The following is a 25,950-nucleotide window of genomic DNA, read 5'->3' on the forward strand; positions in this document are numbered from 1 at the left end:
AAAATACCACTACTATACTTGTATTGTGGTTATAACCAGTTAGGAGAGACATCGATGCAAAATACATTTCAATCAAAATCACTTTATTATCAGCTGGTAGAAATATTGAAACAACGAATCGAAAACAGTATGGTCGCTCATGATAAGCTGCCATCAGAAAGAGAGTTGACCAGTTTTTATGGCGTTAGTCGCACGACGGTGCGACTAGCATTGCAAGAACTGGAAAAAATGGGCTACATTTATCGACAACATGGAAAAGGAACCTTTGTTTCGGAATTAAGGACAAATGCGACTGATCTAGCTGGCGCATATAGTTTTACCGAACAAATGCGGGCAATGGGCAAACATCCTGAAACCAAGATATTGGCCTTCAAGAAGATTGAAGCAACCAAGTATTTAGCGGGGCATATGAATGTTCAATTAGGTGAACCTTTGTTTCAGTTAGACCGTTTGCGTTTAGCCGACGATCTGCCAATGATGATCGAGAAATCCTATTTGCCAGTGAAGCTATTTATGACACTATCTCGGGAACTGCTATCGATAAAACCGTTATACGATTTGTTTTCTGAAGATTTCAATCAAATGGTACGATCGGCTGACGAAGAATTTTATGCCAGTATTGCCCAGAAAGAAGATAGTGAGCTGCTAAATATTCCAGAAGGATCACCAGTGCTCCATTTAGTTCGCTCAACCTATAATCTCGAGAACGAAGTGATTGAATTTACATTAAGTGTGGCACGGGCCGATAAGTTTCATTATAAGATCAGGCATCTGCGTTCCACTAACTGAATTGGAGGAAAGAAAATGTTTATGTTGTCAAAAGAAGAACTGCAAAAGCTAGGAGCAGAAAATACTACCCGAGAAATTCGACAACAACCGGAACTGTGGCATGAGACGTTTGACCGTTATCAAGAAATAGTCGCAGATCTAGATCGTTTGTTTACGGATGCGAAACAACATGCTGGAGAGCGACCGATCCGCGTCATTTTTACAGGGGCCGGAACCTCTCAATATGTGGGGGATACACTAATTCCGTTTCTTACTAGTCAAGGAAATACGAACCAGTTCATTTTTCAAAGTATTGGTTCGACCGATATCGTTGCTACGCCAAAAGAATACCTGATTCCTGATGAGACAACGATCTTGGTCTCATTTGCCCGCAGTGGAAATAGTCCAGAAAGTCTAGCCGCAGTTAAGATGGCCAATCAGCTGGTCAACAAGATCTATCATATCGTGATCACCTGTGCACCAGACGGATTATTGGCTACACAAATGCCTACAAAAAAAGAAAATCTAGTTTTACTAATGCCAAACAAAGCCAATGACGCTGGTTTTGCTATGACAAGCAGTTTCAGCTGTATGACGCTGACTGCGCTACTTATTTTTGATCAAGCAAGCAATCAGCAAAAAGAAAGATATGTTCATCAATTAAGCCGACTAGGAGAAGAAGTCATCCAACGAGAATCAGAGATCCAAGGGTATCTGGCATCAGACTTTCATCGCATCATTTACTTAGGTTCGGGAAGCTTAGGCGGATTGACTAGAGAAGCGCAATTAAAAGTTCTCGAGTTAACTGCTGGAAAAATCGCAACCGTTTTTGATACATCTTTAGGATTCAGACATGGTCCCAAATCTTTTGTCAATGAGCAAACATTGGTTTTCCTGTTTGTCAGCAATGACTCATATACGCAGAAATACGATGTAGATATGCTGGACGAAATCAAAAATGACGGTATTGCCCAACGCGTTGTTGGAATTGGTCAAAAGGGTTCATTGTTTAGTGGTGATTCCTTTGAGTTAGCTGCAGATTCGTTACTGCCGGATGGCTATCTTGCTTTAGCAGATATCATGGTAGCCCAAACGATCGCATTACTTTGTTCGGTGAAGGTTGGTAATACACCAGATACACCATCGCCAAGTGGAACAGTCAATCGTGTGGTCAAAGGTGTAACGATTTATCCATATGAAAATTAGGAAAGAGTGTGAAGCATGTTAGAATGGTCCGAAAATAAAAGACAAGCAATGGAACGTTTATCGACGCCGGAAGGCATTATTACCGCCCTGGCGATTGATCAGCGTGGTGCACTGAAGAAAATGATGTCAGCTTTAGGGATGGAAGCGACGAAAGAAACGATTGAGCGGTTTAAAACCCTGATTTCACAAGAATTGACGCCCTATGCCTCAGCCATTTTATTGGATCCAGAATATGGGTTGCCTGCTGCACAAAAACGTGCAGCAGAGAGCGGTCTTTTGCTAGCATATGAGAAAACCGGTTACGATCAAACCGTTCCTGGTCGCTTTCCTGATTTGCTTCCGGATTGTTCAGTTATTCGGTTTAAAGAATCAGGTGCTGATGCGGTGAAATTTTTGCTGTATTACGATTGCGATGAAGAAGAGGAAATCAATTTTCACAAGCAAGTTTTTGTTGAACGAATTGGAAGCGAATGCATGGCTGAAGGACTGCCATTTTATTTAGAGTTATTGTCATATGATGCTAAAAATGTAGATACGAAATCGCTTTCCTATGCCAAAGCAAAGCCGCGCAAAGTGATCGAAATGATGAAAGAATTCTCGAAAACCCAGTATAAAGTAGATGTCTTAAAGGTTGAAGTACCAGTAAACATGTCATTTGTTGAAGGGGGTGCAACAGGGGAGATCGCCTATACACGTCAAGAAGCTGCCGCTTATTTTAAAGAACAAAGCGACGCAACAGATTTGCCATATATCTTCTTAAGTGCTGGGGTCTCAGCGGCATTATTCATGGAAACATTGCGTTTTGCCAAAGATGCTGGGGCACGATTCAACGGTGTACTCTGTGGCAGAGCAACTTGGAAAGATGCAGTCGCTCCTTTTGTTGAAAAAGGAGAAGCGGCAACTTTAGAATGGCTGACAGAACAAGGGACACAAAACATTCGTCAATTGAATGAAGTGATAAGAGAAACTGCCGTTTCGTGGCATGAGAAAGTAGTACAGCCAGTCCAATAGAGCAATTCACCTTGCAAAGCTGACTACTAATGAATGGGAGCAGAACATGGCTACGTTTGAAATAAAAGAAGAGTTTTTAATGAATGGTTCTCCTTTTAAACTACTATCTGGTGCGATTCATTATTTTCGGGTCCATCCGGATGATTGGGAGCACTCTCTTTATAATTTGAAAGCGCTTGGATTTAATACCGTCGAAACCTATGTGCCTTGGAATTTGCACGAACCGCATAAAGGGTTATTTCAGTTTGAAGGCATTCTTGATTTAGAGCGTTTTTTGTCCTTGGCACAAGAGCTTGGTCTGTATGTCATCCTGCGACCTTCTCCATATATATGCGCCGAATGGGAATTCGGCGGGTTACCTGCTTGGCTACTAAAGGAGTCTGGACGATTAAGAGCATGTGATCCGAGCTATTTAGCGCATGTGGCGGAATACTACGATGTATTACTTCCAAAAATCATTCCCTACCAGTTGAGTCATGGAGGGAACATTCTAATGATCCAAGTGGAAAACGAATATGGGTCATATGGTGAAGAAAAAGCTTATTTGAGAGCTATCAAAGAAATGCTGACAAACCGTGGCATTGATATGCCTTTATTTACTTCGGATGGTCCTTGGCAAGCCGCTTTACGAGCTGGCAGCTTGATTGAAGACGATGTATTGGTCACAGGGAATTTTGGTTCCCGGGCAAAAGAAAACTTTGCAGCGATGCAGAATTTTTTTGATCAGCACAACAAAAAATGGCCTTTGATGTGTATGGAATTCTGGGATGGCTGGTTCAATCGCTGGAATGAACCAATTATTCGGAGAGACCCAGATGATCTCGCTGAATCAGTCAAAGAAGCTTTGGAAATCGGTAGTGTCAATTTATATATGTTTCACGGGGGAACCAATTTTGGATTTATGAATGGTTGTTCGGCTAGAGGCGCAGTCGATTTACCGCAGGTCACTTCCTATGACTACGATGCACCATTGGATGAGCAAGGGAATCCGACAGCAAAGTATTACGCATTGCAGAAAATGCTAAAAGAACATTTTCCAGAATATGAACAGCACGAACCGCGCAGCAAAACATCTCTATCAATGGAACTTCAACTACAAGATAAAGTCAGTTTGTTTTCTGTTATCGATCAAATCAGTCAGCCGGTCAAGACGGTTTATCCGCAAACGATGGAACAATTGGACCATCCTTATGGCTATTTGTTGTACCGCACGAAGAAACGGCGAGACGCGGAAACAGAAAAGCTCCGGATCATTGATGGAAATGATCGTGCCCAGATTTTCTTGAATGAAACATTCCTTGCAACGCAATATCAAGGAGAAATTGGTGAAGACTTATTGATTAAGCAAGCGGCAGAAGAAAATCAATTGGATATTCTAGTAGAAAATATGGGACGAGTCAACTATGGACATAAGCTGACAGCAGAGACCCAGCGAAAAGGGATTAGTAGAGGTGTGATGGCTGATCTGCACTTTGTGACCAACTGGACTCATTACTGGCTAGACTTCAGTAAGTCACCAGCAATTGATTTTACGCGGGACTGGCATCCAGAACAACCCGGGTTTTATCGTTATTCCTTTGTGCTAGAGGAAAAAAGAGATACTTTTATTGATTTGACAGGATTCGGCAAAGGAGTTGTTCTGGTCAACAATGTCACTGTTGGACGCTTTTGGGAAGTGGGCCCCATTTTATCATTGTACGTACCAAGCGGATTTTTGAATCACGGGGAAAATACAATCATTATTTTTGAAACGGAGGGCTGCTTTGCAAAAGAAGTACATTTGAGAAAAGAACCGGTTTATAAAACGATGGAGGCGAAAAAAGTATGAGTATTATTGGTGTACGTATTGATGGACGATTGATTCATGGACAAGTGGCAAACTTATGGACGACCAAGCTGAATATTAGCCGAATTATGGTTGTGGACGACGATGTAGCAGAAAATCCAATCGAAAAGAGTGGCTTGAAATTAGCAACGCCTGCAGGGGTCAAGTTAAGTGTCTTGCCGATTGAGAAAGCAGCTGCCAATATTTTGGCTGGAAGATATGATTCTCAACGGTTGTTGATTGTTGCTAAAAAACCTGACCGTTTGCTCAAACTAGTGGAATTAGGTGTGCCGATCACTGAAATAAATGTTGGAAACATGTCCCAAACGGCTGAAACAAAGTCTATTACCAAGTCAATCAATGTTGTTCCCGCAGATATTGCTGATTTCAAAGAACTTGCTAGCAAAGATGTGAAACTTTTTGCACAAATGGTCCCTAGCGATAAAGCTGAAAACTTTATGAGCCTTTTAGAAAGATAGGAGAATCAATATGGAAATTCATTGGTGGCAAATTTTATTATTATCATTATATGCAGGTTATCAGATTCTAGATGAATTACAGATCTATTCTTCAATGAGTGCGCCCGTTTTTGCTGGTCTTTTTTCAGGGTTAGTGATGGGAGATATCACAACCGGTTTATTGATTGGTGGTAGTATGCAACTGACAGTCCTTGGTGTAGGGACTTTTGGCGGTGCTTCGCGGATCGACGCCAATTCGGGAACGGTTTTGGCCACGGCATTCTCTGTTGCATTAGGAATGGATCCAGAACAGGCAATTGCTGCAATTGCTGTACCGGTAGCTAGTTTGATGATTCAATTAGATATTTTAGCTCGTTTTGCGAATACGTATTTTGCTCATAGAATCGATACCCACGTGGAAAATATGAATTTCAAAGCCATCGAACGAAACTTTTTGTTGGGCGCAGCACCGTGGGCGCTATCACGACTTGTTCCTGTATTTCTCGCGTTGGCTTTCGGTGGCGGATTAGTCGAAAACGTTGTTGGTTATTTGAATGGTGATTTAAAGTGGTTAGGCGATGGATTATCCGTTGCCGGAGCAGTCTTACCAGCTGTAGGTTTTGCAATTTTACTTCGTTATTTACCAGTAAAAAAACATTTTCCTTATCTTATTTTAGGCTTTGTTTTGACAGCATTATTAACAACGGTATTTAGCAATATCCAACTATTGGGCAGCAGTGTAGCAAGTGTTGTAAAAGATTTCAGCGGTACCTTCAACGCATTACCAATGTTGGCAATCGCACTAATTGGTTTCGCACTTGCCGCTATCAGCTACAAAAATGGACAAGCACGTCCAGCAACTAATACCGCACAAAACGAGCAGCATTCGGAAGGAGAGATTGAAGACGATGAAATCTAATGTTAAATTAACGAAAAAAGACTTCCAACAAATCAATCGGCGCAGCCTATTTGGTTTCCAACTAGGATGGAACTATGAACGGATGCAAGGCTCAGGTTACTTGTACACCATTTTGCCGCAACTACGTAAAATCTATGGGGACAACACCCCTGAATTAAAAGAAATGATGAAAACGCATACACAGTTTTTTAATACATCAAATTTCTTCAATACCATTATCACGGGGATTGATCTAGCGATCGAAGAAAAAGAGGGATTTCAGGCAAAAGATACCATTTCAGGGTTGAAAGCCGGGTTGATGGGACCTTTCGCAGCGATCGGTGATTCGATTTTCGCAGCCCTAGTGCCAACGATTTTTGGTGCATTGGCTGCGAATATGGCCATCAATGGAAATCCGATCGGCATCTTTATCTGGATCGCTGCACAAATCGTAGTCATGATCTTTCGTTGGAAACAACTGGAATTTGCTTATAAAGAAGGTATTTCCCTTGTGACAACCATGCAAAGCCGCTTAACAGCATTAACAGATGCAGCGACATTACTGGGTGTTTTTATGGTAGGAGCATTAGTGGCAACAATGGTCAATGTAAAATTTGCTTGGGCACCAAGTATTGGTGAGGTCACATTGAATATGCAAAACAATATTGATATGATTTTGCCGCGGATCTTACCAGCAGCTATTGTCGGGATTGTCTATTGGATGTTAGGAAAGAAAAACATGACATCAACCAAAGCAATTTTCGTCGTATTGATCGTCAGTGTGGCACTGTCGGCGTTAGGAGTTATTTCGAAGTAGATGGAAAGTAGGTAGGAAGTTGATGGAAAAGCAATTAGTCTTGATTAGTCATGGCCGGTTTTGTGAAGAATTGAAAAAAAGTACAGAAATGATCATGGGGCCTCAGTCAGAGATCCAGACAGTCCCATTATTACCAGAAGAAGGTGCCGATGATTTTCGCCAAAAACTAGCAGCTGTCATCGCTGACAGTCAAAACCCTGTGGTCTTTGCTGATCTGCTAGGAGGAACCCCATGCAATGCGGCTTCTCGGTTAATCATGGAAGGTGCGACATTTGAGCTGTATGCAGGAATGAATATGCCGATGGTGATTGGCTTCCTCAACCGCACATTGACAGGAGATCCATTGGATTATGAACAATTTGGTAAAGAGAATATCCAACATGTCAACACGCTTCTCACTGCAGTAGCAGATTTTGAAGAAGATTAAGCAGAGGCAAAGACATTAGAAGTTGATCAGCAAAGAAAAAACGGCATTAGCTGTACTTCTTAGCTATCACCTATTTACCTTAACCAAACGACAAAAAGCGCTGAAAAGCCCCAACTCTTTGAACAATTCCCTAAAAAAAGGTATGATAACTAAAAGTATATTTTTGAAGGGACATCAAAGGGATGAAGTACTCAACGAAATACAGCGATGCCATTCATATTCTGGCCTATATTGAAATGTTGAAGGGAACCGATCTATCCAGTGATCGAATTGCTCAAAGTGTCGAGACCAATCCAGCCTATGTCCGCCGAATCATGAGTGATTTGCGAACAGCTGGCTTGATTGAGAGTCAACGGGGAAAAGCTGAACCTAAATTACTAAAAAAACCCGAAGAGATCACTTTGCTAGACATTTATTCAAGTGTTGAAAAGGACCAACGATTGTTGCATATTGACAAAAAAACCAATCCTAATTGTTTGATTGGCGGTAGCATTCAGGAAGTTCTAGATGGGACCTATGAGCGTCTGCAAAAAAAAATTGAGTTAGAGATGCAACAGATCACACTAGCAGATATCATAGATAAACTCAATGTGGCTGCTGAAAAATGAAGAGAGACAGCTCCGTTTCAAAAGCAAATGCTTGACGAAAAGGAGCTTTCTTTTTATAATCAACATGTAACCTTAAAAGTTACATGTATTTTTCTACATGTACAAGTTTAAAGATGAAAGGAAGAGAGCAATGAAAATTGGAATTATTGGTGCAACAGGAAATGCTGGTTCAGCGATTTATCGGGAAGCAAGCGCACGAGGACATGAAGTCGTAGCTATCGTACGCAATGAAGAAAAAGCAAAGGAAATGTTTGGGAATTCTGTCAAAACAATAACCAAAGACGCGTTTGAATTGAAAAGAGGCGAGTTGGAAGGTTTTGATGCTATCATTGATGCGTTTGCTACTAGCCCTGATCAAGCCTATCTACATGTCGACTTAGCAGCCCGTTTGATCCATCTTTTCCGTGGAAAGAAAACTAGATTGTTCTTCATTTTAGGGGCGGGTAGTTTACTGAATGATGCTGGCGACTTGAATGTTAATGACTTGAAAAAAGCACCTGATAGTGAAAGCTGGATCGCGATTCCAGAAAATCAATTAGACGAGTACAATTTCTTATTAACTGTTAAAAATGTTGATTGGGTAGGAATTTCTCCAGGGAACCTTTTCCAAGCTGGGGAAGCTAAACCGGCTATTTTAGGAAAAGATCACTTGCTTCAAAATGATGCCGGACAATCTGTCACATCTAGCGGAACATTGGCAAAAGCTATTTTGGATGAGTTAGAAGTCCCTCAATATCAACAAACAAGATTTACAGTTATTGATGCCTGATTTTTTTGACGATCGGGATGGTCTTGAGGAGCAAAGTAGCGGAAAGAACAGTAATGTTTTCATAATGTTTCTTCCAAGAAAACAGGAAAGAAAACATTTTAGAAGAAAGAGTTTTCGAAATTCAAGAATTCTACCAAGACAAAACTCTGCGAGTTGCTTATAATCAATAGCAGAGGTGATGGATATGGAGAAAAAAGAAGCATACGAGCTGATGCTCCTTCAGTTAAAAGGATTGTTAGAAGCGGAGAGTAACTGGTTAGCGAATCTGGCTAATTCTTCCGCATTGCTGAATGAAACGTTACCAGATACGGTCTTTGCCGGCTATTATCTGTTTCAAGAAGGCGAATTGATTCTAGGTCCTTTCCAAGGCCGCGTGTCTTGTACCCGCATCCAGTTAGGAAAAGGGGTCTGCGGGGAGTCCGCTGCTGAGAAAAAGACTATGATCGTCGATAATGTCAAAGAACATGAGAACTACATATCTTGTGACTCGGCAGCAATGTCAGAAATCGTTGTGCCAATGCTGGACAATGACCAACTGATCGGAGTATTAGATATCGATAGTTCGAAAACAAGTAGTTATGACGAGATCGATCAACTTTTCTTAGAAAAATTTGCCGCTTCGCTAGTAGCTGCACGGGCGTAATTGATAAAACGAGCAGCGAATCGTGTTCGCTGGTACAAAAGAAATACCCAAACGATAGAAAGCGCAACTTTAGTTCTTGAAGTTGCTGAATTGCCGGCTTGTTTCTGAGGCAACTTCTATTCGTTTGGTTTTTTTGTCTGTACTGGTTTTTTGTGCGAATCAATGCGTATTACTTTAAATTATTAAAAAAACGATGATATTGTGATAACATAATTAGAAAAAAATTAAATTTGAAGGTGGAAATTATGAATTGTGATAACATTGTTTTAGGAAAAGCGTATGAATGTAAACCGGTAGGTATGCAAAGGAGGATCATCGGTGAGGTAATCCGCAAAATGGAAAATTGTGTGGTGATGAGTGTCGTAAGATATGATGGCATTGATCATGACGAAATCGAGGAACGATGTGGAAGAGTCGTTGCTCGGTATAATGAAATCTATGGACCAGCTTTAGTCGAATGTTTTTTTAGTTAAAAAAAGACAGAAGCTTATTGTTTAAAAACAGGAAAATAATGAGCTCAACAATTAAAAATAACAATTTAATCAATAATATTTACGATGTTAGCCAAATTTTTTTCAGCAAAGAGTATCCTTTGCTGTCTGGGACAGTAACTTTCAAGGGCAGAATACTTGCCTAATAGTTACGGCTCCTATTTTCTGCTATCATCGTTTTTTGTATGCTGCGATAAACTGTTAGGCGGCCAATAAATTTCAATAAAGACTTAATGATGGTACAATAAATTAAAATCGTACGCCTGGAGGAGAATGTTATGAGAGCCAAATTAGTGATCTTAGAAGAAGAGGAGTTACTGTTTAAGCTTCCCAATGAACAAGGTTTATTACAAATTGCAGATCATGATCGTGTGACACAGCTTGATAATACTGTGTTTTTTCTTGTTAAGAATCATGCGGTAACAGCTATTACAACGGATACATTGCTGGACTTGACTCAGCCCCATGATCGAATCATTAGTATTACTCCTAGCTGGGAAATCCAGGCACCTTACCTTGCACATTATTATCAGGAGAAGTATGGTTTGTTGAAGAAAAAAAGTGAAGCGATCCCAGGTGAGCAAAGTGAGCTCATTGCAACTTGCGCAAAAAATTTTGACTTATTGTTAGATAAACTTGGCTATTACCAAAATACCACTTCCCTTGATCCAGTGAAAAAAACAAAAGCAAGGCATCAATGGAAAAAAGAATTGCAGGATCGACCTTTCTATATTGACTATCAAGGAAGTCAGGCAACTGTTTATTGGCAAAAGCGCAATGAAATGCGAATCGAAAAAGGGGCAAAATTAGCCGAAGAAATTCCATATAATAAAGACGGTTCCTTGGGATTTTCTGCTCGCTTAGGAGAAAAAATCCGCCAAGATCATCAAGCAGCGATTAAGGCTCATTGCACGATAGAAGAAGTTATTTTAAAAAGTGTCAATGAGGTTGGTCTGTTTCTTTACTACGGAGGGACCAATGGTTGGTTGCAGTTAAAAGACCCATCCGGGCAGACACTCCACGAACTAACCGTGGTGGGCTGACACGACAAATACGCGATACGCAGTCGAAGGACAACGCTTGTCAGATGAAATGGATTCTCATCGGCAGGCGCTGCCCTTCTTTTTTAGCTGAACTTTCTTGAAATAAGTTTCAACTCAGTTCTTGCTGAAAGATACAAGTGAGTCGTCAAATAAGGAATAATCTTGTCCACTCTTGTTTATTACTACGGAAGGTTTTCCGTTTCCTTCTTTTTCTGCACGATAAGCTTCACGGTGTTTTTGCAAGTGTTCGGGCCGCTTTAGCCAGGCTTGGAAATGTTTCTTTTCTTGCCATTTTGAGACGAGTTGAAAATCGACTGATGCTTTTTTTTCGTTGATCCAACATTCAGATTGGAGACAGCCTTCAAACGTTTTCATCGAGGCGATATCTTTGCGGATCTTTTCTGAAAATGTTTCTTTTGCTTCTGCTAAAACTTCAAATGTCACAGTTTTGATATACATGACCAACACTCCTTTTTGTGGTAAATGCACGATTTGACTTTGCATCATCATTTTCCAATTAGTATAGCTGTAATTGAGAATGATTGTCAATTAGGTCGGTATTTTTCTTAGAAAATACTTGCTTAGTGAAAAAAGATGTTTCTTTCCTACCTAAGAACAGCTAGGAAAGATCTCTCCATAGGACCTTTCTCTAGGTATCTTAGAAGATTCTTTCAAGTAAGGGAATTTGACAGAAAGATTCGAATCACGGTAAACTTCACTTAACAAAACGGAATTTTTAGAATTATCTGAAAAATAGGAGGCGTCAAGAATGACAACCAAAGCAAGAGTTATCGGATCACTCATCGTTTGTAGTTTTTTTCTAGCAGCCTGTCAACAGCCGTCATCGAAAACCACAGATTCAACCAAGTCAGCAAATGCCAATCAGCCAATGCTGAATGTTCAGTTTTCTGCTGAAATGGGGAGCGCCGATTTGTCGTTAGCAACCGATTCTTACAGTTTTATTACCTTGAACAATGCCTATGAAGGACTTTATCGGCTCGATGAAAACAATGAACCCGTGATTGCCGGTGCGAGTGAAGACGCAATGGTCAGTGAAGATGGGGTGGTGTACACGATCAAATTACGAGAAGATGCCAAATGGTCCAATGGGGAACCTGTCACAGCAGAGGATTATGTCTTTAGCTGGCAACGAACGGTTGATCCTGCTACCGCCTCCAACTATGCCTACATGCTAGCACCAGTCAAAAATGCTGCAGCTATTTCCGATGGAACGAAGGATAAAAGTGAACTAGGGATCGAAGCCGTCACGAGTCATGAATTGAAGATTACATTGGAAAAAGCAACGCCTTATTTTAAATCTTTACTCGCTTTTCCTACTTTTTTCCCGCAGAGTGAAGCGGTTGTTCAAGAACATGGGGATCAATATGCCTTAACAAGTGCGAATGCAGTCTACAATGGTCCTTTCACATTGGAGGATTATGACGGTCCAGGTACAGATATTCAATGGACACTCAAGAAAAATCCTGAGTATTGGGATGCAGAGTCAGTGAAGTTATCCGGAGTTCAGTTTGATGTCGTCAAAGAATCTTCAACTAGCTATAATTTGTATGAAAGTGGGCAAGCAGATGACATCACATTGAGTGGGGAATTGGCGATGCAAAATGTAAATCACAAGGATTATGTTGTTCAACCGAGCGCGACGACCCAGTATTTAGAAATGAATCAAGCAGCGGAGGACTCACCGTTTCGGAATGAAAAGTTGCGGCAAGGGATTTCCTATAGCCTTAATCGTCAGCAAATCGTTGATCAGATTTTAGGTAATGGGTCACTTCCAGCTGTTGGATTTGTTCCTTCTGATCTAGCCTTTAATCCTGAAACGAAAACAGATTTTGTTAAAGATGCAGGGACTTCGCTGCCTTATGATGAAGAACAAGCCAAGAAATTGTGGGAGCAAGCAAAATCCGAACTAGGAAAAGATACCCTCACCTTTGAATTACTCACCTCAGATACCGATCAATCAAAGAAATTAGCCGAATACATTCAAGGAACGCTTCAACAGACCCTTGAAGGATTGACTGTAGAAGTGACCAATGTTCCTTTTTCTGTGCGATTAGATCGTTCCAACAGCGGAGATTTCGAAATGGTCATGAACAATTGGATCGGTGATTATGCAGATCCGATCAATTTCTTGGAACTTTTCAAAAAAGATAGTTCATACAATCGCGGAAAATGGCTGGATGATACCTATGATAACTTGATTTCAGAAGCATCCGATGCATATGCCAACGATCCTCAAGCACGTTGGCAAAATATGGTGGAAGCTGAGCAGATTTTGAATGAAAAATTGGGCGTGATTCCATTATTTCAAAGCGCAGAGGCTCATTTACGTTCCCCAAAAATCAAAGGCTTAGTGGTCCATAGTGTCGGTGCAGCCTATGACTACAAGAATGTTTCCCTAGAGTAAAGAAACAAGCAGTAAGTTAGAAGAGATGGATCTTTCATCTTTCCCCAGATTGCACAAGCAAAAATGATCAATAAATCAGCAAAGGAGAACCTAGTGAAAAAAGCAGTCCAAGCAGCTATGACTTTTTTATGGAAACAGCCGCAGCAAAATGCAGTTTTAACAAAAATCAATGCGCAACCTTTAGAAGCAGTCCATTCGTTTTTATCAGCAGCAGATGCAATGACTCTCTATGAAGAGGACTTGGTTGATTCAGAGATTCTTTATGGGACCGTTGTCGAAGTCGTTCAAGAAAAAGAAGAATGGGCAGAAATCATTGTCTTAGACCAAGCAAGTAATAAAAATCCCCGAGGCTACCCAGGGTATGTTCCTAGCAACGTATTGACTGTCATAGACGAGAAATATGGATTGGGGAAAAATCAGAAGGTAGCAGTAATCAAACCAACTGCTGTCCTGCAATTCAAAGATCATCAAAAAATCCTTTCTTTCGGAACACTGCTGGATTGGCTTTTTGAGGACGCTGAGTGGTATCATGTGATGACACCTGAAGGACCAGCTGAAATTTCTAAAACACAAGCCCAACGAATCGATCAAGGAAACTCAACAACTCCCCGACAATTGATCGAGATGGCAGAACAATTTCTGGATTTGCCTTATGTATGGGCAGGGATCAGCAGCAGTGGCTTTGACTGCTCAGGGTTTATGTATAGTTTGCATCGGGTCAATGGTATTTTGATTCCTCGGGATACCATTGAACAAGCGCAAGCGGGTGTGCAGCGATCCTATGAACAGGCGCAGCCAGGTGATCTATTGTTGTTCGCATATGAAGAGGGAAAAGGAAAAGTCCATCACGTCGGTCTTTATTTAGGTGCAGACGAGATGATCCACTCACAGACCCCAGGCTCCAAAGTCATGAAAACAAAGATCACTGGTTCTGCTTATGAGCCGGAATTGGCAGTTGTCACTCGGTATATCGACTAGAAACAGCCGCAATAAGAAAGAATCAGGTAGAAATCGCAAGTGATAGAAACAAAAAAATAGCAGTAACCGAGGAAAGCCCACCATTTTTGCAGAATGCAGCAAGAAATGGCGGGCTTTTTGACCGATCAAAAAAAGAGATCAGTTATTAGCGACAATAAAGTCACCCATATCGTATCGATGCCGGGATTGTGAAAATTCAAAAGGTATCCCATTTTCTAAGTAAACCGTTTGCTCGACTTCTAAAATGGGGTCATTGGGGGAACAAATCAAATGCTGCTGGTCATAGATATCTGGACGGTCGGCTTTGATCCTTCGAATCGATGTGCCAATCGGTAAGTGCAGTGTATTGGAAATATATTCATAAACGGAAGCTTTGAGAACCTCTTCGGTGATGCCGGGAATCACTGCGACTGGCATAATGGTATATTCCAGTGCGACCGGGACGTCATCCAATAATCGCAAACGAACAATATCATAAATTCGATCTTCTTTACCAAGTCTCAATTTTGATTGTTCTTGCTCATCAGCCAAAAGCGTATCAAAGGAAATGATTCTGCTTGTGAGTTTGCCAGTCTTTCCTAAGCGCTTGGTTAATCCGCGGTTCACTCGGGCGTTATAATCGAAGGTAGAATAGGCTTCACTGACAAAAGTGCCAGTGCCTTTTTTGGCATAGATGATTCCCTCTACTTGCAACAAATTCAACGCCTTTTGAATGGTTACTCGGCTAGTTTTATACGTAATGGCTAATTCAGTTTGTTTAGGCAGCTTCTGATTCTTCTCATACTTTCCATGACTGATTTGTGTACGAATATCTGCTGCAATATCATGATAGTAAGCCAAATCATTTCCTCCTTTTTTGAAGCATAATCGATTTTGCTGAGTATGTAAACCTCGACGTTTACATACTCAGCTTTTTGCTTCTTTCGACGATTTACAGAATGAAAAAAATCCAGTAAATTGAGATTGTAATCGGTTGCATTTGGTTTGTTTATTTTGGTTAATCAAAGAGGAGTTAGGAGGAGTAAAAATGGAAGGGTTTATGGATCGATTGGCAAATGGCTTAGGTAAAGTTGCTACGAGAATCAATAGTTGGCGGTACATCATGGTAATTAAGAACGCTTTTGCCGCTTTGATACCAGTCATTATCACAGGTGCCTTTGGGACCTTATTTTCAGCAATGGTTTTTGATTCGGAGAACGGCTTAGCAAAAATTGATGCGCTCAGCTTTTTAGAAAATCTAAAGCCGATCTCTTCGGCAGTCAGTTATGTAACACTTAGTTTTCTAACGATTTATGCTGTTTTTTTAATTGGGATCGAACTGGCAAAACTGAACAAAATCGATGGTGTTTTCCCTGGGATCATTGCAGTGATGTCTTACTTATCGGTCAATCCGATGGTTTTTGAATTCTTACATGAAGATGCTACTGTTATTGCCGAGAATGTTTTAGCGAAACAATATACAGATACGAAAGGTTTATTCTTGGGCATGTTCGTGGCAATCCTATCAATTGAACTTTATGCCTGGCTTTGCCGCCAAAAAAGATTGCAAATCAAGATGCCGGAAAGTGTTCCTGCCAATGTCTCAGCAAGTTTCTCGGCGCTTTTCCCTACAATATTAACAGTAACGATCATCGCGACAGTTGGCTTTGCTATCAAAGCCATCACAGGAATGTATGCTTACGATATCATTTATAATATTGTGCAAAAACCATTAGAAGGGATAGTACAAGGTCTGCCTGGTATCTTGTTGTTGATGTTTATTGCACAAGTTTTCTGGGTCATTGGTATCCACGGCAATCAGATGGTCAAACCAATTCGTGAACCATTACTGCTAGCGGCTATCGCCGTGAATACAGAAGCCTTTGAGGCAGGAAAAGAAGTGCCTAACATCATTACGATGCCATTCTGGGATATGTATATGAGTATGGGAGGATCAGGTGTCACCATTGGCTTGCTGATTGCTATCTTGATTGCAGGCAAGCGTGAAGATATGCGTCAAATCACGAAGCTGTCCTTAGCACCAGGCATTTTCAATATCAATGAACCTGTTATTTTCGGTATGCCGATCATGCTGAACCCGATCTTGGCGATTCCATTTATTCTGACCCCGATTATTACCGGCACGGTGGGTTATATTGCTACATCCATCGGTTTTGCAGCAAAAGCGGTTGTGATGGTACCGTGGCCAATGCCGCCAATCGTCAATGCCTACTTAGCTACAGCAGGAGACATCGGTGCAGTGGTCACACAAATCATCTGTATTTTATTATCGATCATTATTTATTTGCCATTCGTTATCGTAATGAATCGTTCAACGAACGAAGTGGCATAAAAAGGAGAGGCTTATGTTAATTGAAATACCAGAAACATTTATCTTAGGGGCCGCTTCTTCTGCTTGGCAGACAGAAGGCTGGCAAGGAAAAAAAGCGGGTCAGGATTCTTTCTTGGATCAATGGTATCAACAAGAGCGTTTTGTCTGGCATGAAGGCTATGGACCGGCCGTTGCAACGAACTTCATGGAACAGTATGGTGAAGACATTGAGCTGATGAAAGAGATACATTTGACACATTATCGCACATCCATCAATTGGGCACGCTTTTTTACCGACTATGAGAAGTTGATCGTCGATGAAGAATATGCAGCCCATATCGATGCGGTGATCAATGCATTGATTGCTGCAGGAGTAGAACCCATGTTGTGTCTGGAACACTATGAATTGCCTGCTTACTTATTAGACACGTATGATGGCTGGAGTTCTCGGTATGTTGTCGAATTGTATAGCAAGTATGCAGCAATCGCCTTTGAACGTTATGGTGATCGGGTCAAGCACTGGTTCACTTTCAATGAACCTATCGTGATCCAGACCCGTTGCTATCTTGATGCGATTCGCTGGCCCCATGAACAAAATACGAAGAAATGGATGCAATGGAATTATCATAAAACATTAGCTTCTGCATTAGCGATAAAAACATATCATGAAAAAGGCTATCAAGGCAGAATCGGCTGCGTATTGAATCCTGAAATGGTGTATGCTCGTTCTTCTTCGAAAGAAGATCAGCAAGCGAAAAAAATGTACGATCTTTTCTTCAACCGAGTCTTTTTTGATCCGATGATTAAAGGCATTTATCCCGAAGAACTGATTGCATTATGTAAAGAGCATGATATTTATTTTGATCCTGCAAAAGAAGACTTAGAAGTGATCCAACAACATACGGTTGATTTTTTAGGAATCAATCAATACTATCCAAAGCGTGTGCGGGCACCTTATTATCAGTGGAATGCTGAAACACCGTTTCATCCGGAGCGATTCTATGAGAACTTTGATCTTCCCGGCAAACAAATGAATCGTTCTAGAGGGTGGGAAATCTATCCGAAAGTCATGTATGACATGGCAAACTACCTCAAAGAAAATTACGGCAACATTCCTTGGCTGATCACAGAAAATGGCATGGGTCGGGAGAATGAAGAGACGTTCATGGATGAGAATGGTCAGGTAGTAGATGACTATCGGATCCAATTCATTTCCCAACATCTTTATTGGCTTTTAAAAGCAGTGGAAGAAGGGGCGAATTGCGAGGGTTATATGCTCTGGGCTTTTACCGACTGTATCTCACCGATGAATGCCTTTAAAAACCGTTATGGGCTGGTGCGGATCGAAAGAAATGCTGCCCGTACCCGTTCTTTGAAAAAATCAGCCTATTGGTATCGAGAATTAATTGATGAACGTCGCTTGTCCTATGAGGAATTGCCGCTTATTCTTTAAACTAAGTACATTAAGATTAGAGAAGCTGTGACAAATCTTTTGTCACAGCTCTTTGTGTATATTGCTTAAAAATCCAATTGATGAGGGGCTAATTTGTCCCAGTCAAAGGTCACACCAATTCCCGGTTCTTCTGGCGCGATAGCCATTCCATCCTCTGGATCAATCATCAGAGGGCGAGTGGTGTATTGATCGATCGGGAAACTATGCATCTCTAGGTATCCGGCATTAGGCATGGCAGCCAGCAGACTGACATGAAGCTCTTGCATGCCGTGAGTCGAGATACTGACATTATGCAACTGTGTCAATGCCGCAATTTTCAGCCAGCCAGTGATCCCTCCACAATTCGAGGCATCCGGTTGAGGAAAATCGATTTGACCATAAGATAGCATATGAGCAAATTCAATTGGTGTTCGTAAATTTTCTCCGCCAGCAACTGCTATTTGTCCTTCTTTAGCGATTCGAGCATATCCTTCGTAGTCTTCGGGAATCGTTGGCTCTTCCAAAAAGAGAATATCAAAAGGCGCCATCAATTTAGCGGCTTTGACGGCTTGTTCAACGGACCAGCTCATATTGGCATCCACCATAAAGGTAATATCGGGACCGATCAATTTACGAACGGCTTTGATGCGGGCGATATCTTCCGCCAGTGTTGCTTGCCCTAACTTGATTTTGACAGCCCGTAATCCCATATCCAAATATTTTTGATTGTTGGCTAATAATTTTTCTAACGGAAAATTCAAGTCAATGGCACCGCCATAGCAGTTTACTTTATTGCTGTGTCCTCCCAAAAGTTTATATAATGGTTCTCGTGCTTTTTTTGCGCGCAGATCCCAAAGGGCAATATCACAGGCGGCAATGGCAAAGCTTGCTAGACCACCTCGGGCAATGTAATGGATGCCCCAATTCATCTGTTCCCAAAGAGCTTCCAAACAAGCAGGATCTTTTCCTAGCAGGATATGTTTCAGTTCTTTGTCGATCAATTTAGCGATCGACTCTCCTCCGAAACCACCCGTATACGTATAACCGATACCTTCTCTACCATCATCCGTGCGCACTTTGACGATTGGCACCTCAAAGTGAGTGTGTAATCCGTGTTTGGCATCTTCCATTAATTCTGGTAAGGGAATCCGATAGTAGGAAGTTTGGATTTCTGTGATCGTGGACATAAAATTCCTCCTTTTCCAATAATGTTAACGTGTGCATTATTATCTTAACATCCACGTGGTAAGAATTCAAGCGGTTTCATTTGTAGTTTGAGTTGTCAATCTCTTTCTATTATTGTAATAATCCTGTTTTTCCAGCGACCTTTAACCAAGTGATTCCGATCTGAAAAGGAGTCAAATTTCTTGGTGGGAACACGCTGAAATAGTTGAACTTCTGCGCAACCCAAGCTATGATGAACAAAAAGGAGATCACACATATGTGTACAAGTTTCACGCTGACTGCTCATGGACAGACTTTTTTTGCTCGGACGATGGACTTTGCATTTTTGCTAGACGGCGAACCAATCGTCATGCCACGGGGGTATCAATGGTCTTTACAACTAGGGGGACAGGTCACCAATACCTATGGCTTTGTTGGAACGGGCAAACAGTTAGAAGAATTTCTTTTTATTGATGGGGTCAATGAGAAGGGACTAACGATTGCTGAACTCTACTTTTCGAATGAAGCTGTTTATTGCGAATACACAGCGGAGAAAATAAACCTTGCACCCCATGAATTGTTACAATGGGTATTAGGAAACGTAGCAGACATCCCTGATTTGTACCAAAAAATCAGCAGGATCAATCTAGTACAGATAGAAACGGCGCTACTAGGTATCACAGTCCCATTGCATTTTATTGTAACGGATACTACCGGAAGATGTGTTGTCATTGAAACCAATCGTGGTTTTATCGAAATAAAAGAAAATCCAATCGGCGTGATGACTAACAGTCCAGAATTGGAGTGGCATGTAAAAAATATTGGCAACTATTTAGCTGCGAGACCTGCTAATTTTCCTCCCGCAACAGTCAATGGAGTAGAGGTGCTCCCCTTTGGTCTTGGAAATGGAACATCTATTTTACCGGGCGGATTGACTTCCCCTGAACGATTTGTTCGAACCGTTTATAACAAACAGTTTGTGAATGTAGGAGAGACTGCCGAAGAAACAGTCAATGCCATGTTCCATCTCTTAAATAATGCCACGATCCCCAAAGGACTGATGGTCGAAGATAATGGTCAATCTGAGTATACTCAGTATCGAGTGGTCTATAATGTGACAAATGGTACTTACTATTTCAATCCTTATGAAACCCAAGAAGTTTTTTCATTGCAATTGAAGAAAGAGTGGTTACAATTGAAACAGCCCCGGATTTTTGCGGTTTCCAAGAGTTTCACAACAAAAACGATGGTGTAATAATCGGCCACACAATGGTCGATGCAAAGATAGATAAGTAGAAAATAACTTAGTTTAACGAAGAGTCATCTCTCCAATTAAAAGATCCGCGGTGTGTCATTACCGCAGATCTTTTTTTCGTGTGATTTGCCGTCGAAATTTTTGTAGTAGGTAGCTGGGGAGTTTATCTATTCTGATGCTGAAAAAAACGGTTCAAAGGAAAAGCGTATTCTTATGATAATCGTTCATTGAAACTACGAGAAGAAAACAAGAAATAATTTTTTTACTTTCAGATATTAAAAAAAATCTTTGAAATACAATAAGTCCAGTAATTTTTTTTTATTTGAAAATAGTAAGGCGTCATTGATAACAACACTGGGAACTTTTGTTTCAGAAATCGGCTGATTCGTGATGATCAAATCAAAGGATTCCAAGTCATAGTTACCTAATTGCTCACCATTAATGGGCAGGATATCTGAACGAATTTTATGCAGATCAAGAATATCTTGAACATAGTAACTGATGTATTGACTGTGATTGATCCCCATATCGCTGATCACTAAGATCTTTTTTGACACCAAAGTCTGATTGATCTCCGGAAAAGAAGTCAATAACCAGAATACATAAGAAGACAAATAACTGATCAGATTCGTTTCCAACAATTCAGAAAAAAAATGCAGTTCTGCTTTGAGTCGTGCATACAATTGTCGCTGTGTAAATTTGATATGTCTTGTAAAAAAAGTGGCACGCTGTGTCAGCTCTGTCGTATCAAAAGGCAGTAATTGCGCATAGGAATAAAGACAAGTCAGCAAGTGTACAACGAAGTCGCCGACCTCGTCTGTGATTTGTTCCAACTGCAGAAAAGTATTGAAGGTCAAATTGTCACGTATCTTCTCACTGATCACAGATCTATTCTCTGAATAAAATTGCTGGAAAGCCCCTTTTTGAAAGTAGTCAATGACTGTTTGGCAAGACTCTAAACTAATACCACTCAAATGGCGTTTAATCAATGAATAGTCTTCATTACTGATTTTTGCTTTCACGGCTATCTTGGTGATAGGGCGTTGCCGAAATCCTTGACTCTCTCTTAACAAATCAACGATAAAATACATAATGAAAAAGTCATGTTCATAGCTGTTGTCCAAGCTGATACTATTCAAAATGCAGTGATTGCGCCGCATCACTTGTTTTAGTTCTTGTTTATCAAAGTGATAAGGCAAATCACAATGGCCATAATACATCAAAAAAAAGTAGGTCGTAAATATCCGCAGAGACAGCTCATCGTCCTGACTCGTTAACTGATACCCGCGATCCACAATGACCCGAAGTGAATAGGCAGCCAACACTTTATTGCAATGTTTTAGTTTTCGTGCAAAAGATGATCGACTGATATTGATTGCCTCACAATAATAATCGATCGTTTTGCCTGGCTGTTGAATAAATTCATGAAGGAGTTGTGTCGTTGTTGAAGTTCTCGCCATATCTGTGAGTATTTGAAGATACAATGTAGCATTAAAATTCTCTAGACGATACCCTAATTTATGCGATGTTTTGATGGTTAAAACATTTCCCCAGCGTTGCTTGATCTCTTCAATATATCGGATAAACGTTGATTCGCTGCTACCAATGTGTCTTGCAAGTTCTTTTTTAGTCATCCACTTATCAGAAATGGATAACACACGAATGATTTCTTCCATCTTCCGATAATTTTTCTCCAAAAACCTAATCATTTCATTTCCTCCCAAGTCCTTTACTTTAATAAAACAATCAACGAAACAATAACGCAATCTCAATAATGAAACCGCTTGGTATGAAAGCTGGTGTGATTTGATTCTTCCCTTCTATGTATACTTAGGTATCTGATTAGAATAACAAATTTCCAGCATGCAGGCTATTGGGATTTGCTATTGGTTCGCAAATGAAAGGGGAGAATGAAAATTAATATACTGAGGAAGTTGTGGGTTTTAGGAGCAGTATTTATGCTGGTTAGCTCCTATTTCACATCCATAATCGTTAGAGCAGAAACTATTAATGGGGCAGCTATTCTATCTGCCAAAATCATATCAGATGATTCTGAGCAGCCACAGCTATTACTAGATGTCGCACTCACGAATCAAACAAATGAGCCCATAAAAAAAGAAATAAGAATGGATCATGCCAAGCTAAAAGAAGTAGAAGAAAAACAAGAGGGATACGGTTATCAAATTAAACACAATACCCTCTATCTGACAATAGAGCCTCAACTAAATCAGACCATTCAACTGACGCTGCCCGTTGAGAAAAATTCTTTTTTGACCGAGCAAGCACCAGAATTAATTTACGAAGGTCAGATCCAAAAGGTCTCTGTTGTCATGCCGCAGGCAACAAAGGAAAAACCGACTGACACCCAGGACAATACTTCTAGAGCAGAAACGGATGCTGTAAAGGAAACAGCTGCTACAGATACACATTCAGCAGAATCCGAAGAGTCAAAATCAATAAATCCATCAAATACCAACGAAACGCTGACAGAAAACAGAGAAACAGAAGGACCTGAAGCATCTGAAGCATCTGAAAGATCAACAGCTGCAGATGAAGTGATAAAACCTTTTTCACTCCCTAGCGTTGCTTCTGATCCAGTGTTCGATCGCAGTCATAAAGCAATCCTGCCTCAGTATACGACAGATGCGTCAGGAACCTATCCGACAGCAAGCTGGCAACCGACTGGGAATCAGAATGTGCGCAACCATCAAGGAAACAAAGACGGAGCTGCACAATGGGATGGGCAAACGGAATGGAACGGGGAACCAACGAACAAAACCAATTCCTATATTGAATATGGTGGGACTGGTTCCCAAGCAGACTATGCCATTCGCAAGTATGCCAAAGAGACCACGACACCTGGATTATTTGATGTATACCTAAATATTCGCGGAAATGTCCAAAAGGAGATCGCACCGTTAGATTTGGTTTTAGTAGTTGACTGGTCAGGTAGTATGAATGACAACAATCGAATTGGCGAGGTCCAAAAAGGGGTGGATCGATTTGTAGATACGCTAGCAGAAAGTGGAATCACAGACAACATTCATATGGGCTATGTTGGGTATTCAAGTGATGGATACAAGAATGATTCGGTCGCGATGGGCCCCTTTGATTCGGTCAAAAATGCCATTAAGACGATTACTCCAAGCAGTACTACTGGGGGAACCTTCACGCAAAAAGCCCTGCGAGATGCCGGAAACATGTTGGCAACACCAAATGGACACAAAAAAGTGATTGTTCTACTGACAGATGGTGTTCCCACTTTTTCCTACCAAGTCAGCAAAGTTCAAACAGAAACGAATGGCAGCTATTACGGCACCCAATTTACCAATAGACAAGACCAGCCGGGCAGTACTTCTCGTATTTCTAACAGCTACTATGCTCCAGACCAAAGAAATACCAATAAATTGATCAACAGTACGTTTATCGCAACCATTGGTGAAGCAATGGCATTAAAGCAGCGAGGAATTGAAATTCATGGATTAGGCATTCAACTGCAAAGTGATACTAATGCGGGATTATCCAAACAAGAAGTAGAAAACAAGATGCGGCAAATGGTGTCTGCGGATGAGAATGGTGATCTTTACTATGAATCAGCCGATCATGCACCGGATATTTCTGATTATCTCGCGAGAAAAGCGGTTCAGATATCTGGAACTGTGGCAAACGGCAAAGTAACCGATCCGATTGCTGAACCGTTTAGTTACGAACCAAATACATTAACAGTCAAAAGTGTCGGGTCCCTTCAAGTACAAGCCATGCCCACACTCTCATTTGAAGGGAACACCGTTCGTAGTGATGAAATTTATTTAGGGAAAGATCAAGAAATTCAGATCCATTATCAAGTCAGGATCCAGACAGAATCAGTAACGTTCAAACCTGATTTCTGGTACCCGATGAATGGCAGAACAACCTTCCAACCAGTAGCAACAGCAGATGAAGTGGTAGATTTTGGAGTGCCATCGGGGAAAGCACCAGGAGTCAAGCTTGATTTCAAAAAAATCTGGGAAGAATATGATCATGATCCGAGCAGCCGCCCAGAAAATGTTATCTATGAAGTGACCAGAAAACAAGTTTCAGATACGACAAATTGGCAAACAGGCTACATCAAGATTTCGCAACCGTCAAATGATACCGGAAGCTTATGGGAACGCACTAGTGTAACACAGCTTTCAAAGTCAGCAGATGATGCCTATGCCGAAACCTTAGGTCTACCCAAATACAATAATCGGGGACAAGATTTCAGCTATCAAACGACTCGAGAGCTAACTGTCCCCGGTTATGAGCAAGAAAAAGTAGATGAAACAACGTGGAAAAACACGAAACAGTTTCAGCCATTAGCACTTAAAGTGATCAAAAACTCTTCTGCTGGCGAAAAAAATCTGGTAGGTGCTGTGTTTGAATTAACTGGCAAAAATGGCCGTACGACATTGATCGATAATCAAGATGGCAGCTACTCCTTGCCGCAAAATGTCCGACTGCAAAAAGGTGAAACCTATACTCTCACAGAAGTGCAAGCTCCTGCTGGACATGAACGTGGGAAAACAACTTGGCAAATCGAAGTCACTTCAGAGGGAATTGTGACAATCGATGGGGATGAGGTTTCTACAGAAGAACAAGTGATCACACTGACCGTGGTTAATCAATTTTCAGAATTGCCAATCGGCATTCGCAAGTATACGCTGCAAGACGGGAATGAAGTAAATTTATCTGGGGCAACATTTTCGTTGCAAAAGAAAAATTCTTCAGACCGTTATCAAACGATCGCTACGGAAAAAACAACGGATTCAGGGGTAGCCCATTTTATATTGGATCAGCCAGGTCAATACCGAATGGTCGAAGATTCAGGTCCATTGGGGTATGACACGATCGCCGGCAACTATGAATTTACGGTGGATAAATATGGAAAGATTCACTACGACGGCAAAAATGTGGATAAACAAAGTAAAGAATGGACGTTGAATCATCAAAACCAGTTAAAAGCCTTTGACTTGACCGTCCACAAAAAGGCCGACGATCAGACGCCATTAAAAGGGGCGGAATTCCGTTTGACGGGTCCAAATACAGACATTGAACGATCAGGAGAAGAGACGGATACGTTTGTCTTTGATCAGTTACAGCCGGGAAAATATGTCTTGACGGAAACATATACGCCAGAAGGGTATCAAGGATTGAAAGAGCCAATTGAAATTGTGATCAATGAAGATGGCTCAGTACAGATTGCTGGCGAAGAAGTCGCTGATGTGTTAGTTGCTGGAGAAAAAAACAACCAGATTACACTAGATGTGACCAATCAGGCGAAAGTTCCACTGCCGGAAACAGGTGGAAGTGGTCGATTAGGGATTTATCTACTCGCCTTTAGTTCGATCGCCATCGCTGGTATCTACTTATACCTCCAGCGATTAGAAAGGAGGGGGTAGC

General features: G+C 41.1%; 23 protein-coding genes. 19 read left to right on the forward strand and 4 right to left on the reverse strand.

Features of this window, described 5'->3' with window-relative positions:
• Positions 1-54: 54 nt before the first annotated feature.
• From FE005_RS09070 to FE005_RS09130, 13 genes are all read left to right on the forward strand, one after another.
• On the forward strand, positions 55-789 hold the full coding sequence (locus FE005_RS09070; RefSeq protein WP_060814969.1) for a GntR family transcriptional regulator: 735 nt from the start codon (positions 55-57) through the stop codon (positions 787-789).
• A gap of 15 nt (positions 790-804) precedes the next feature.
• On the forward strand, positions 805-1,974 hold the full coding sequence (locus FE005_RS09075) for an SIS domain-containing protein (protein ID WP_138371671.1): 1,170 nt from the start codon (positions 805-807) through the stop codon (positions 1,972-1,974).
• Between the two features lie 15 nt (positions 1,975-1,989).
• On the forward strand, positions 1,990-2,985 hold the full coding sequence (gene lacD / locus FE005_RS09080; RefSeq protein WP_005471951.1) for a tagatose-bisphosphate aldolase: 996 nt from the start codon (positions 1,990-1,992) through the stop codon (positions 2,983-2,985).
• A gap of 46 nt (positions 2,986-3,031) precedes the next feature.
• Positions 3,032-4,813 carry a beta-galactosidase family protein gene (locus FE005_RS09085; RefSeq protein WP_138371672.1) on the forward strand — a complete coding sequence of 594 codons (1,782 nt, stop codon included), beginning with the start codon at positions 3,032-3,034 and terminating at the stop codon, positions 4,811-4,813.
• A complete protein-coding gene (locus FE005_RS09090) occupies positions 4,810-5,289 on the forward strand; it encodes a PTS sugar transporter subunit IIB (RefSeq protein ID WP_138371673.1) in 480 nt (159 codons plus the stop codon). The genes FE005_RS09085 and FE005_RS09090 overlap by 4 nt, the downstream gene beginning before the upstream one ends.
• Positions 5,290-5,299: 10 nt before the next feature.
• The gene (locus FE005_RS09095) at positions 5,300-6,187 is read left to right on the forward strand and encodes a PTS sugar transporter subunit IIC (protein ID WP_138371674.1); all 888 of its coding nucleotides are present in this window, start codon (positions 5,300-5,302) and stop codon (positions 6,185-6,187) included.
• Complete coding sequence (locus tag FE005_RS09100; RefSeq protein WP_138371675.1) at positions 6,177-6,983, forward strand: PTS system mannose/fructose/sorbose family transporter subunit IID; 807 nt, start codon at positions 6,177-6,179, stop codon at positions 6,981-6,983. The genes FE005_RS09095 and FE005_RS09100 overlap by 11 nt, the downstream gene beginning before the upstream one ends.
• Positions 6,984-7,005: 22 nt before the next feature.
• Entirely contained in the window at positions 7,006-7,410 is a 405-nt protein-coding gene (locus FE005_RS09105; RefSeq protein WP_003127723.1) for a PTS sugar transporter subunit IIA, read from the forward strand.
• Between the two features lie 182 nt (positions 7,411-7,592).
• The gene (locus tag FE005_RS09110) at positions 7,593-8,018 is read left to right on the forward strand and encodes an Rrf2 family transcriptional regulator (protein ID WP_138371676.1); all 426 of its coding nucleotides are present in this window, start codon (positions 7,593-7,595) and stop codon (positions 8,016-8,018) included.
• 130 nt (positions 8,019-8,148) lie between these two features.
• Positions 8,149-8,787, forward strand: coding sequence for an NAD(P)H-binding protein (locus FE005_RS09115; protein ID WP_003127726.1), 639 nt, complete (start codon positions 8,149-8,151; stop codon positions 8,785-8,787).
• 184 nt (positions 8,788-8,971) lie between these two features.
• Entirely contained in the window at positions 8,972-9,430 is a 459-nt protein-coding gene (locus tag FE005_RS09120) for a GAF domain-containing protein (protein WP_175413542.1), read from the forward strand.
• Between the two features lie 245 nt (positions 9,431-9,675).
• A complete protein-coding gene (locus tag FE005_RS09125; protein ID WP_021149510.1) occupies positions 9,676-9,903 on the forward strand; it encodes a hypothetical protein in 228 nt (75 codons plus the stop codon).
• Between the two features lie 296 nt (positions 9,904-10,199).
• On the forward strand, positions 10,200-10,964 hold the full coding sequence (locus tag FE005_RS09130) for a hypothetical protein (protein WP_138371677.1): 765 nt from the start codon (positions 10,200-10,202) through the stop codon (positions 10,962-10,964).
• A gap of 114 nt (positions 10,965-11,078) precedes the next feature.
• Here the strand turns inward: FE005_RS09130 and FE005_RS09135 are convergent, their stop codons facing one another.
• A complete protein-coding gene (locus FE005_RS09135) occupies positions 11,079-11,423 on the reverse strand; it encodes an antibiotic biosynthesis monooxygenase (protein WP_081131300.1) in 345 nt (114 codons plus the stop codon).
• A gap of 310 nt (positions 11,424-11,733) precedes the next feature.
• Between FE005_RS09135 and FE005_RS09140 the strand changes: the two genes are divergently transcribed.
• Both FE005_RS09140 and FE005_RS09145 read left to right on the forward strand, forming a co-directional pair.
• Positions 11,734-13,389: a peptide ABC transporter substrate-binding protein gene (locus tag FE005_RS09140; protein ID WP_138371678.1), complete on the forward strand. Its 1,656-nt coding sequence runs from the start codon at positions 11,734-11,736 to the stop codon at positions 13,387-13,389.
• 93 nt (positions 13,390-13,482) lie between these two features.
• Positions 13,483-14,367, forward strand: coding sequence for a C40 family peptidase (locus FE005_RS09145; protein WP_138371679.1), 885 nt, complete (start codon positions 13,483-13,485; stop codon positions 14,365-14,367).
• A gap of 138 nt (positions 14,368-14,505) precedes the next feature.
• On the opposite strand, the gene FE005_RS09150 is transcribed toward FE005_RS09145, so the two are convergent.
• Entirely contained in the window at positions 14,506-15,207 is a 702-nt protein-coding gene (locus tag FE005_RS09150) for a GntR family transcriptional regulator (protein WP_005471968.1), read from the reverse strand.
• Positions 15,208-15,394: 187 nt separating this feature from the next.
• Here FE005_RS09150 and FE005_RS09155 point away from each other — a divergent pair, with 187 nt between their 5' ends.
• Positions 15,395-16,699: a PTS sugar transporter subunit IIC gene (locus tag FE005_RS09155; RefSeq protein WP_003127739.1), complete on the forward strand. Its 1,305-nt coding sequence runs from the start codon at positions 15,395-15,397 to the stop codon at positions 16,697-16,699.
• A gap of 13 nt (positions 16,700-16,712) precedes the next feature.
• Positions 16,713-18,131 carry a glycoside hydrolase family 1 protein gene (locus FE005_RS09160; RefSeq protein ID WP_138371680.1) on the forward strand — a complete coding sequence of 473 codons (1,419 nt, stop codon included), beginning with the start codon at positions 16,713-16,715 and terminating at the stop codon, positions 18,129-18,131.
• A 65-nt stretch (positions 18,132-18,196) separates the two neighbouring features.
• Here the strand turns inward: FE005_RS09160 and FE005_RS09165 are convergent, their stop codons facing one another.
• Positions 18,197-19,297 carry a mandelate racemase/muconate lactonizing enzyme family protein gene (locus tag FE005_RS09165; RefSeq protein WP_138371681.1) on the reverse strand — a complete coding sequence of 367 codons (1,101 nt, stop codon included), beginning with the start codon at positions 19,295-19,297 and terminating at the stop codon, positions 18,197-18,199.
• A gap of 254 nt (positions 19,298-19,551) precedes the next feature.
• Here FE005_RS09165 and FE005_RS09170 point away from each other — a divergent pair, with 254 nt between their 5' ends.
• The gene (locus FE005_RS09170) at positions 19,552-20,529 is read left to right on the forward strand and encodes a choloylglycine hydrolase family protein (protein ID WP_138371682.1); all 978 of its coding nucleotides are present in this window, start codon (positions 19,552-19,554) and stop codon (positions 20,527-20,529) included.
• 275 nt (positions 20,530-20,804) lie between these two features.
• Here FE005_RS09170 and FE005_RS09175 read toward each other — a convergent pair whose 3' ends face one another.
• On the reverse strand, positions 20,805-22,238 hold the full coding sequence (locus tag FE005_RS09175; protein ID WP_081131270.1) for a helix-turn-helix domain-containing protein: 1,434 nt from the start codon (positions 22,236-22,238) through the stop codon (positions 20,805-20,807).
• Between the two features lie 249 nt (positions 22,239-22,487).
• Between FE005_RS09175 and FE005_RS09180 the strand changes: the two genes are divergently transcribed.
• Entirely contained in the window at positions 22,488-25,949 is a 3,462-nt protein-coding gene (locus tag FE005_RS09180) for a SpaA isopeptide-forming pilin-related protein (RefSeq protein WP_302674724.1), read from the forward strand.
• The last annotated feature ends 1 nt before the right edge of the window (position 25,950 follow it).

Origin of the sequence: Enterococcus sp. M190262, assembly GCF_005843965.1 — a bacterium.
GTDB lineage: Bacteria > Bacillota > Bacilli > Lactobacillales > Enterococcaceae > Enterococcus_D > Enterococcus_D gallinarum.

Coding starts and splice junctions, on each gene's coding strand:
- FE005_RS09070 (WP_060814969.1), top strand. CDS start 55: ATGCAAAATACATTTCAATCAAAATCACTTTATTATCAGCTGGTAGAA.
- FE005_RS09075 (WP_138371671.1), top strand. CDS start 805: ATGTTTATGTTGTCAAAAGAAGAACTGCAAAAGCTAGGAGCAGAAAAT.
- lacD (WP_005471951.1), top strand. CDS start 1,990: ATGTTAGAATGGTCCGAAAATAAAAGACAAGCAATGGAACGTTTATCG.
- FE005_RS09085 (WP_138371672.1), top strand. CDS start 3,032: ATGGCTACGTTTGAAATAAAAGAAGAGTTTTTAATGAATGGTTCTCCT.
- FE005_RS09090 (WP_138371673.1), top strand. CDS start 4,810: ATGAGTATTATTGGTGTACGTATTGATGGACGATTGATTCATGGACAA.
- FE005_RS09095 (WP_138371674.1), top strand. CDS start 5,300: ATGGAAATTCATTGGTGGCAAATTTTATTATTATCATTATATGCAGGT.
- FE005_RS09100 (WP_138371675.1), top strand. CDS start 6,177: ATGAAATCTAATGTTAAATTAACGAAAAAAGACTTCCAACAAATCAAT.
- FE005_RS09105 (WP_003127723.1), top strand. CDS start 7,006: ATGGAAAAGCAATTAGTCTTGATTAGTCATGGCCGGTTTTGTGAAGAA.
- FE005_RS09110 (WP_138371676.1), top strand. CDS start 7,593: ATGAAGTACTCAACGAAATACAGCGATGCCATTCATATTCTGGCCTAT.
- FE005_RS09115 (WP_003127726.1), top strand. CDS start 8,149: ATGAAAATTGGAATTATTGGTGCAACAGGAAATGCTGGTTCAGCGATT.
- FE005_RS09120 (WP_175413542.1), top strand. CDS start 8,972: ATGGAGAAAAAAGAAGCATACGAGCTGATGCTCCTTCAGTTAAAAGGA.
- FE005_RS09125 (WP_021149510.1), top strand. CDS start 9,676: ATGAATTGTGATAACATTGTTTTAGGAAAAGCGTATGAATGTAAACCG.
- FE005_RS09130 (WP_138371677.1), top strand. CDS start 10,200: ATGAGAGCCAAATTAGTGATCTTAGAAGAAGAGGAGTTACTGTTTAAG.
- FE005_RS09135 (WP_081131300.1), bottom strand. CDS start 11,423: ATGTATATCAAAACTGTGACATTTGAAGTTTTAGCAGAAGCAAAAGAA.
- FE005_RS09140 (WP_138371678.1), top strand. CDS start 11,734: ATGACAACCAAAGCAAGAGTTATCGGATCACTCATCGTTTGTAGTTTT.
- FE005_RS09155 (WP_003127739.1), top strand. CDS start 15,395: ATGGAAGGGTTTATGGATCGATTGGCAAATGGCTTAGGTAAAGTTGCT.
- FE005_RS09160 (WP_138371680.1), top strand. CDS start 16,713: ATGTTAATTGAAATACCAGAAACATTTATCTTAGGGGCCGCTTCTTCT.
- FE005_RS09165 (WP_138371681.1), bottom strand. CDS start 19,297: ATGTCCACGATCACAGAAATCCAAACTTCCTACTATCGGATTCCCTTA.
- FE005_RS09170 (WP_138371682.1), top strand. CDS start 19,552: ATGTGTACAAGTTTCACGCTGACTGCTCATGGACAGACTTTTTTTGCT.
- FE005_RS09175 (WP_081131270.1), bottom strand. CDS start 22,238: ATGATTAGGTTTTTGGAGAAAAATTATCGGAAGATGGAAGAAATCATT.
- FE005_RS09180 (WP_302674724.1), top strand. CDS start 22,488: ATGCTGGTTAGCTCCTATTTCACATCCATAATCGTTAGAGCAGAAACT.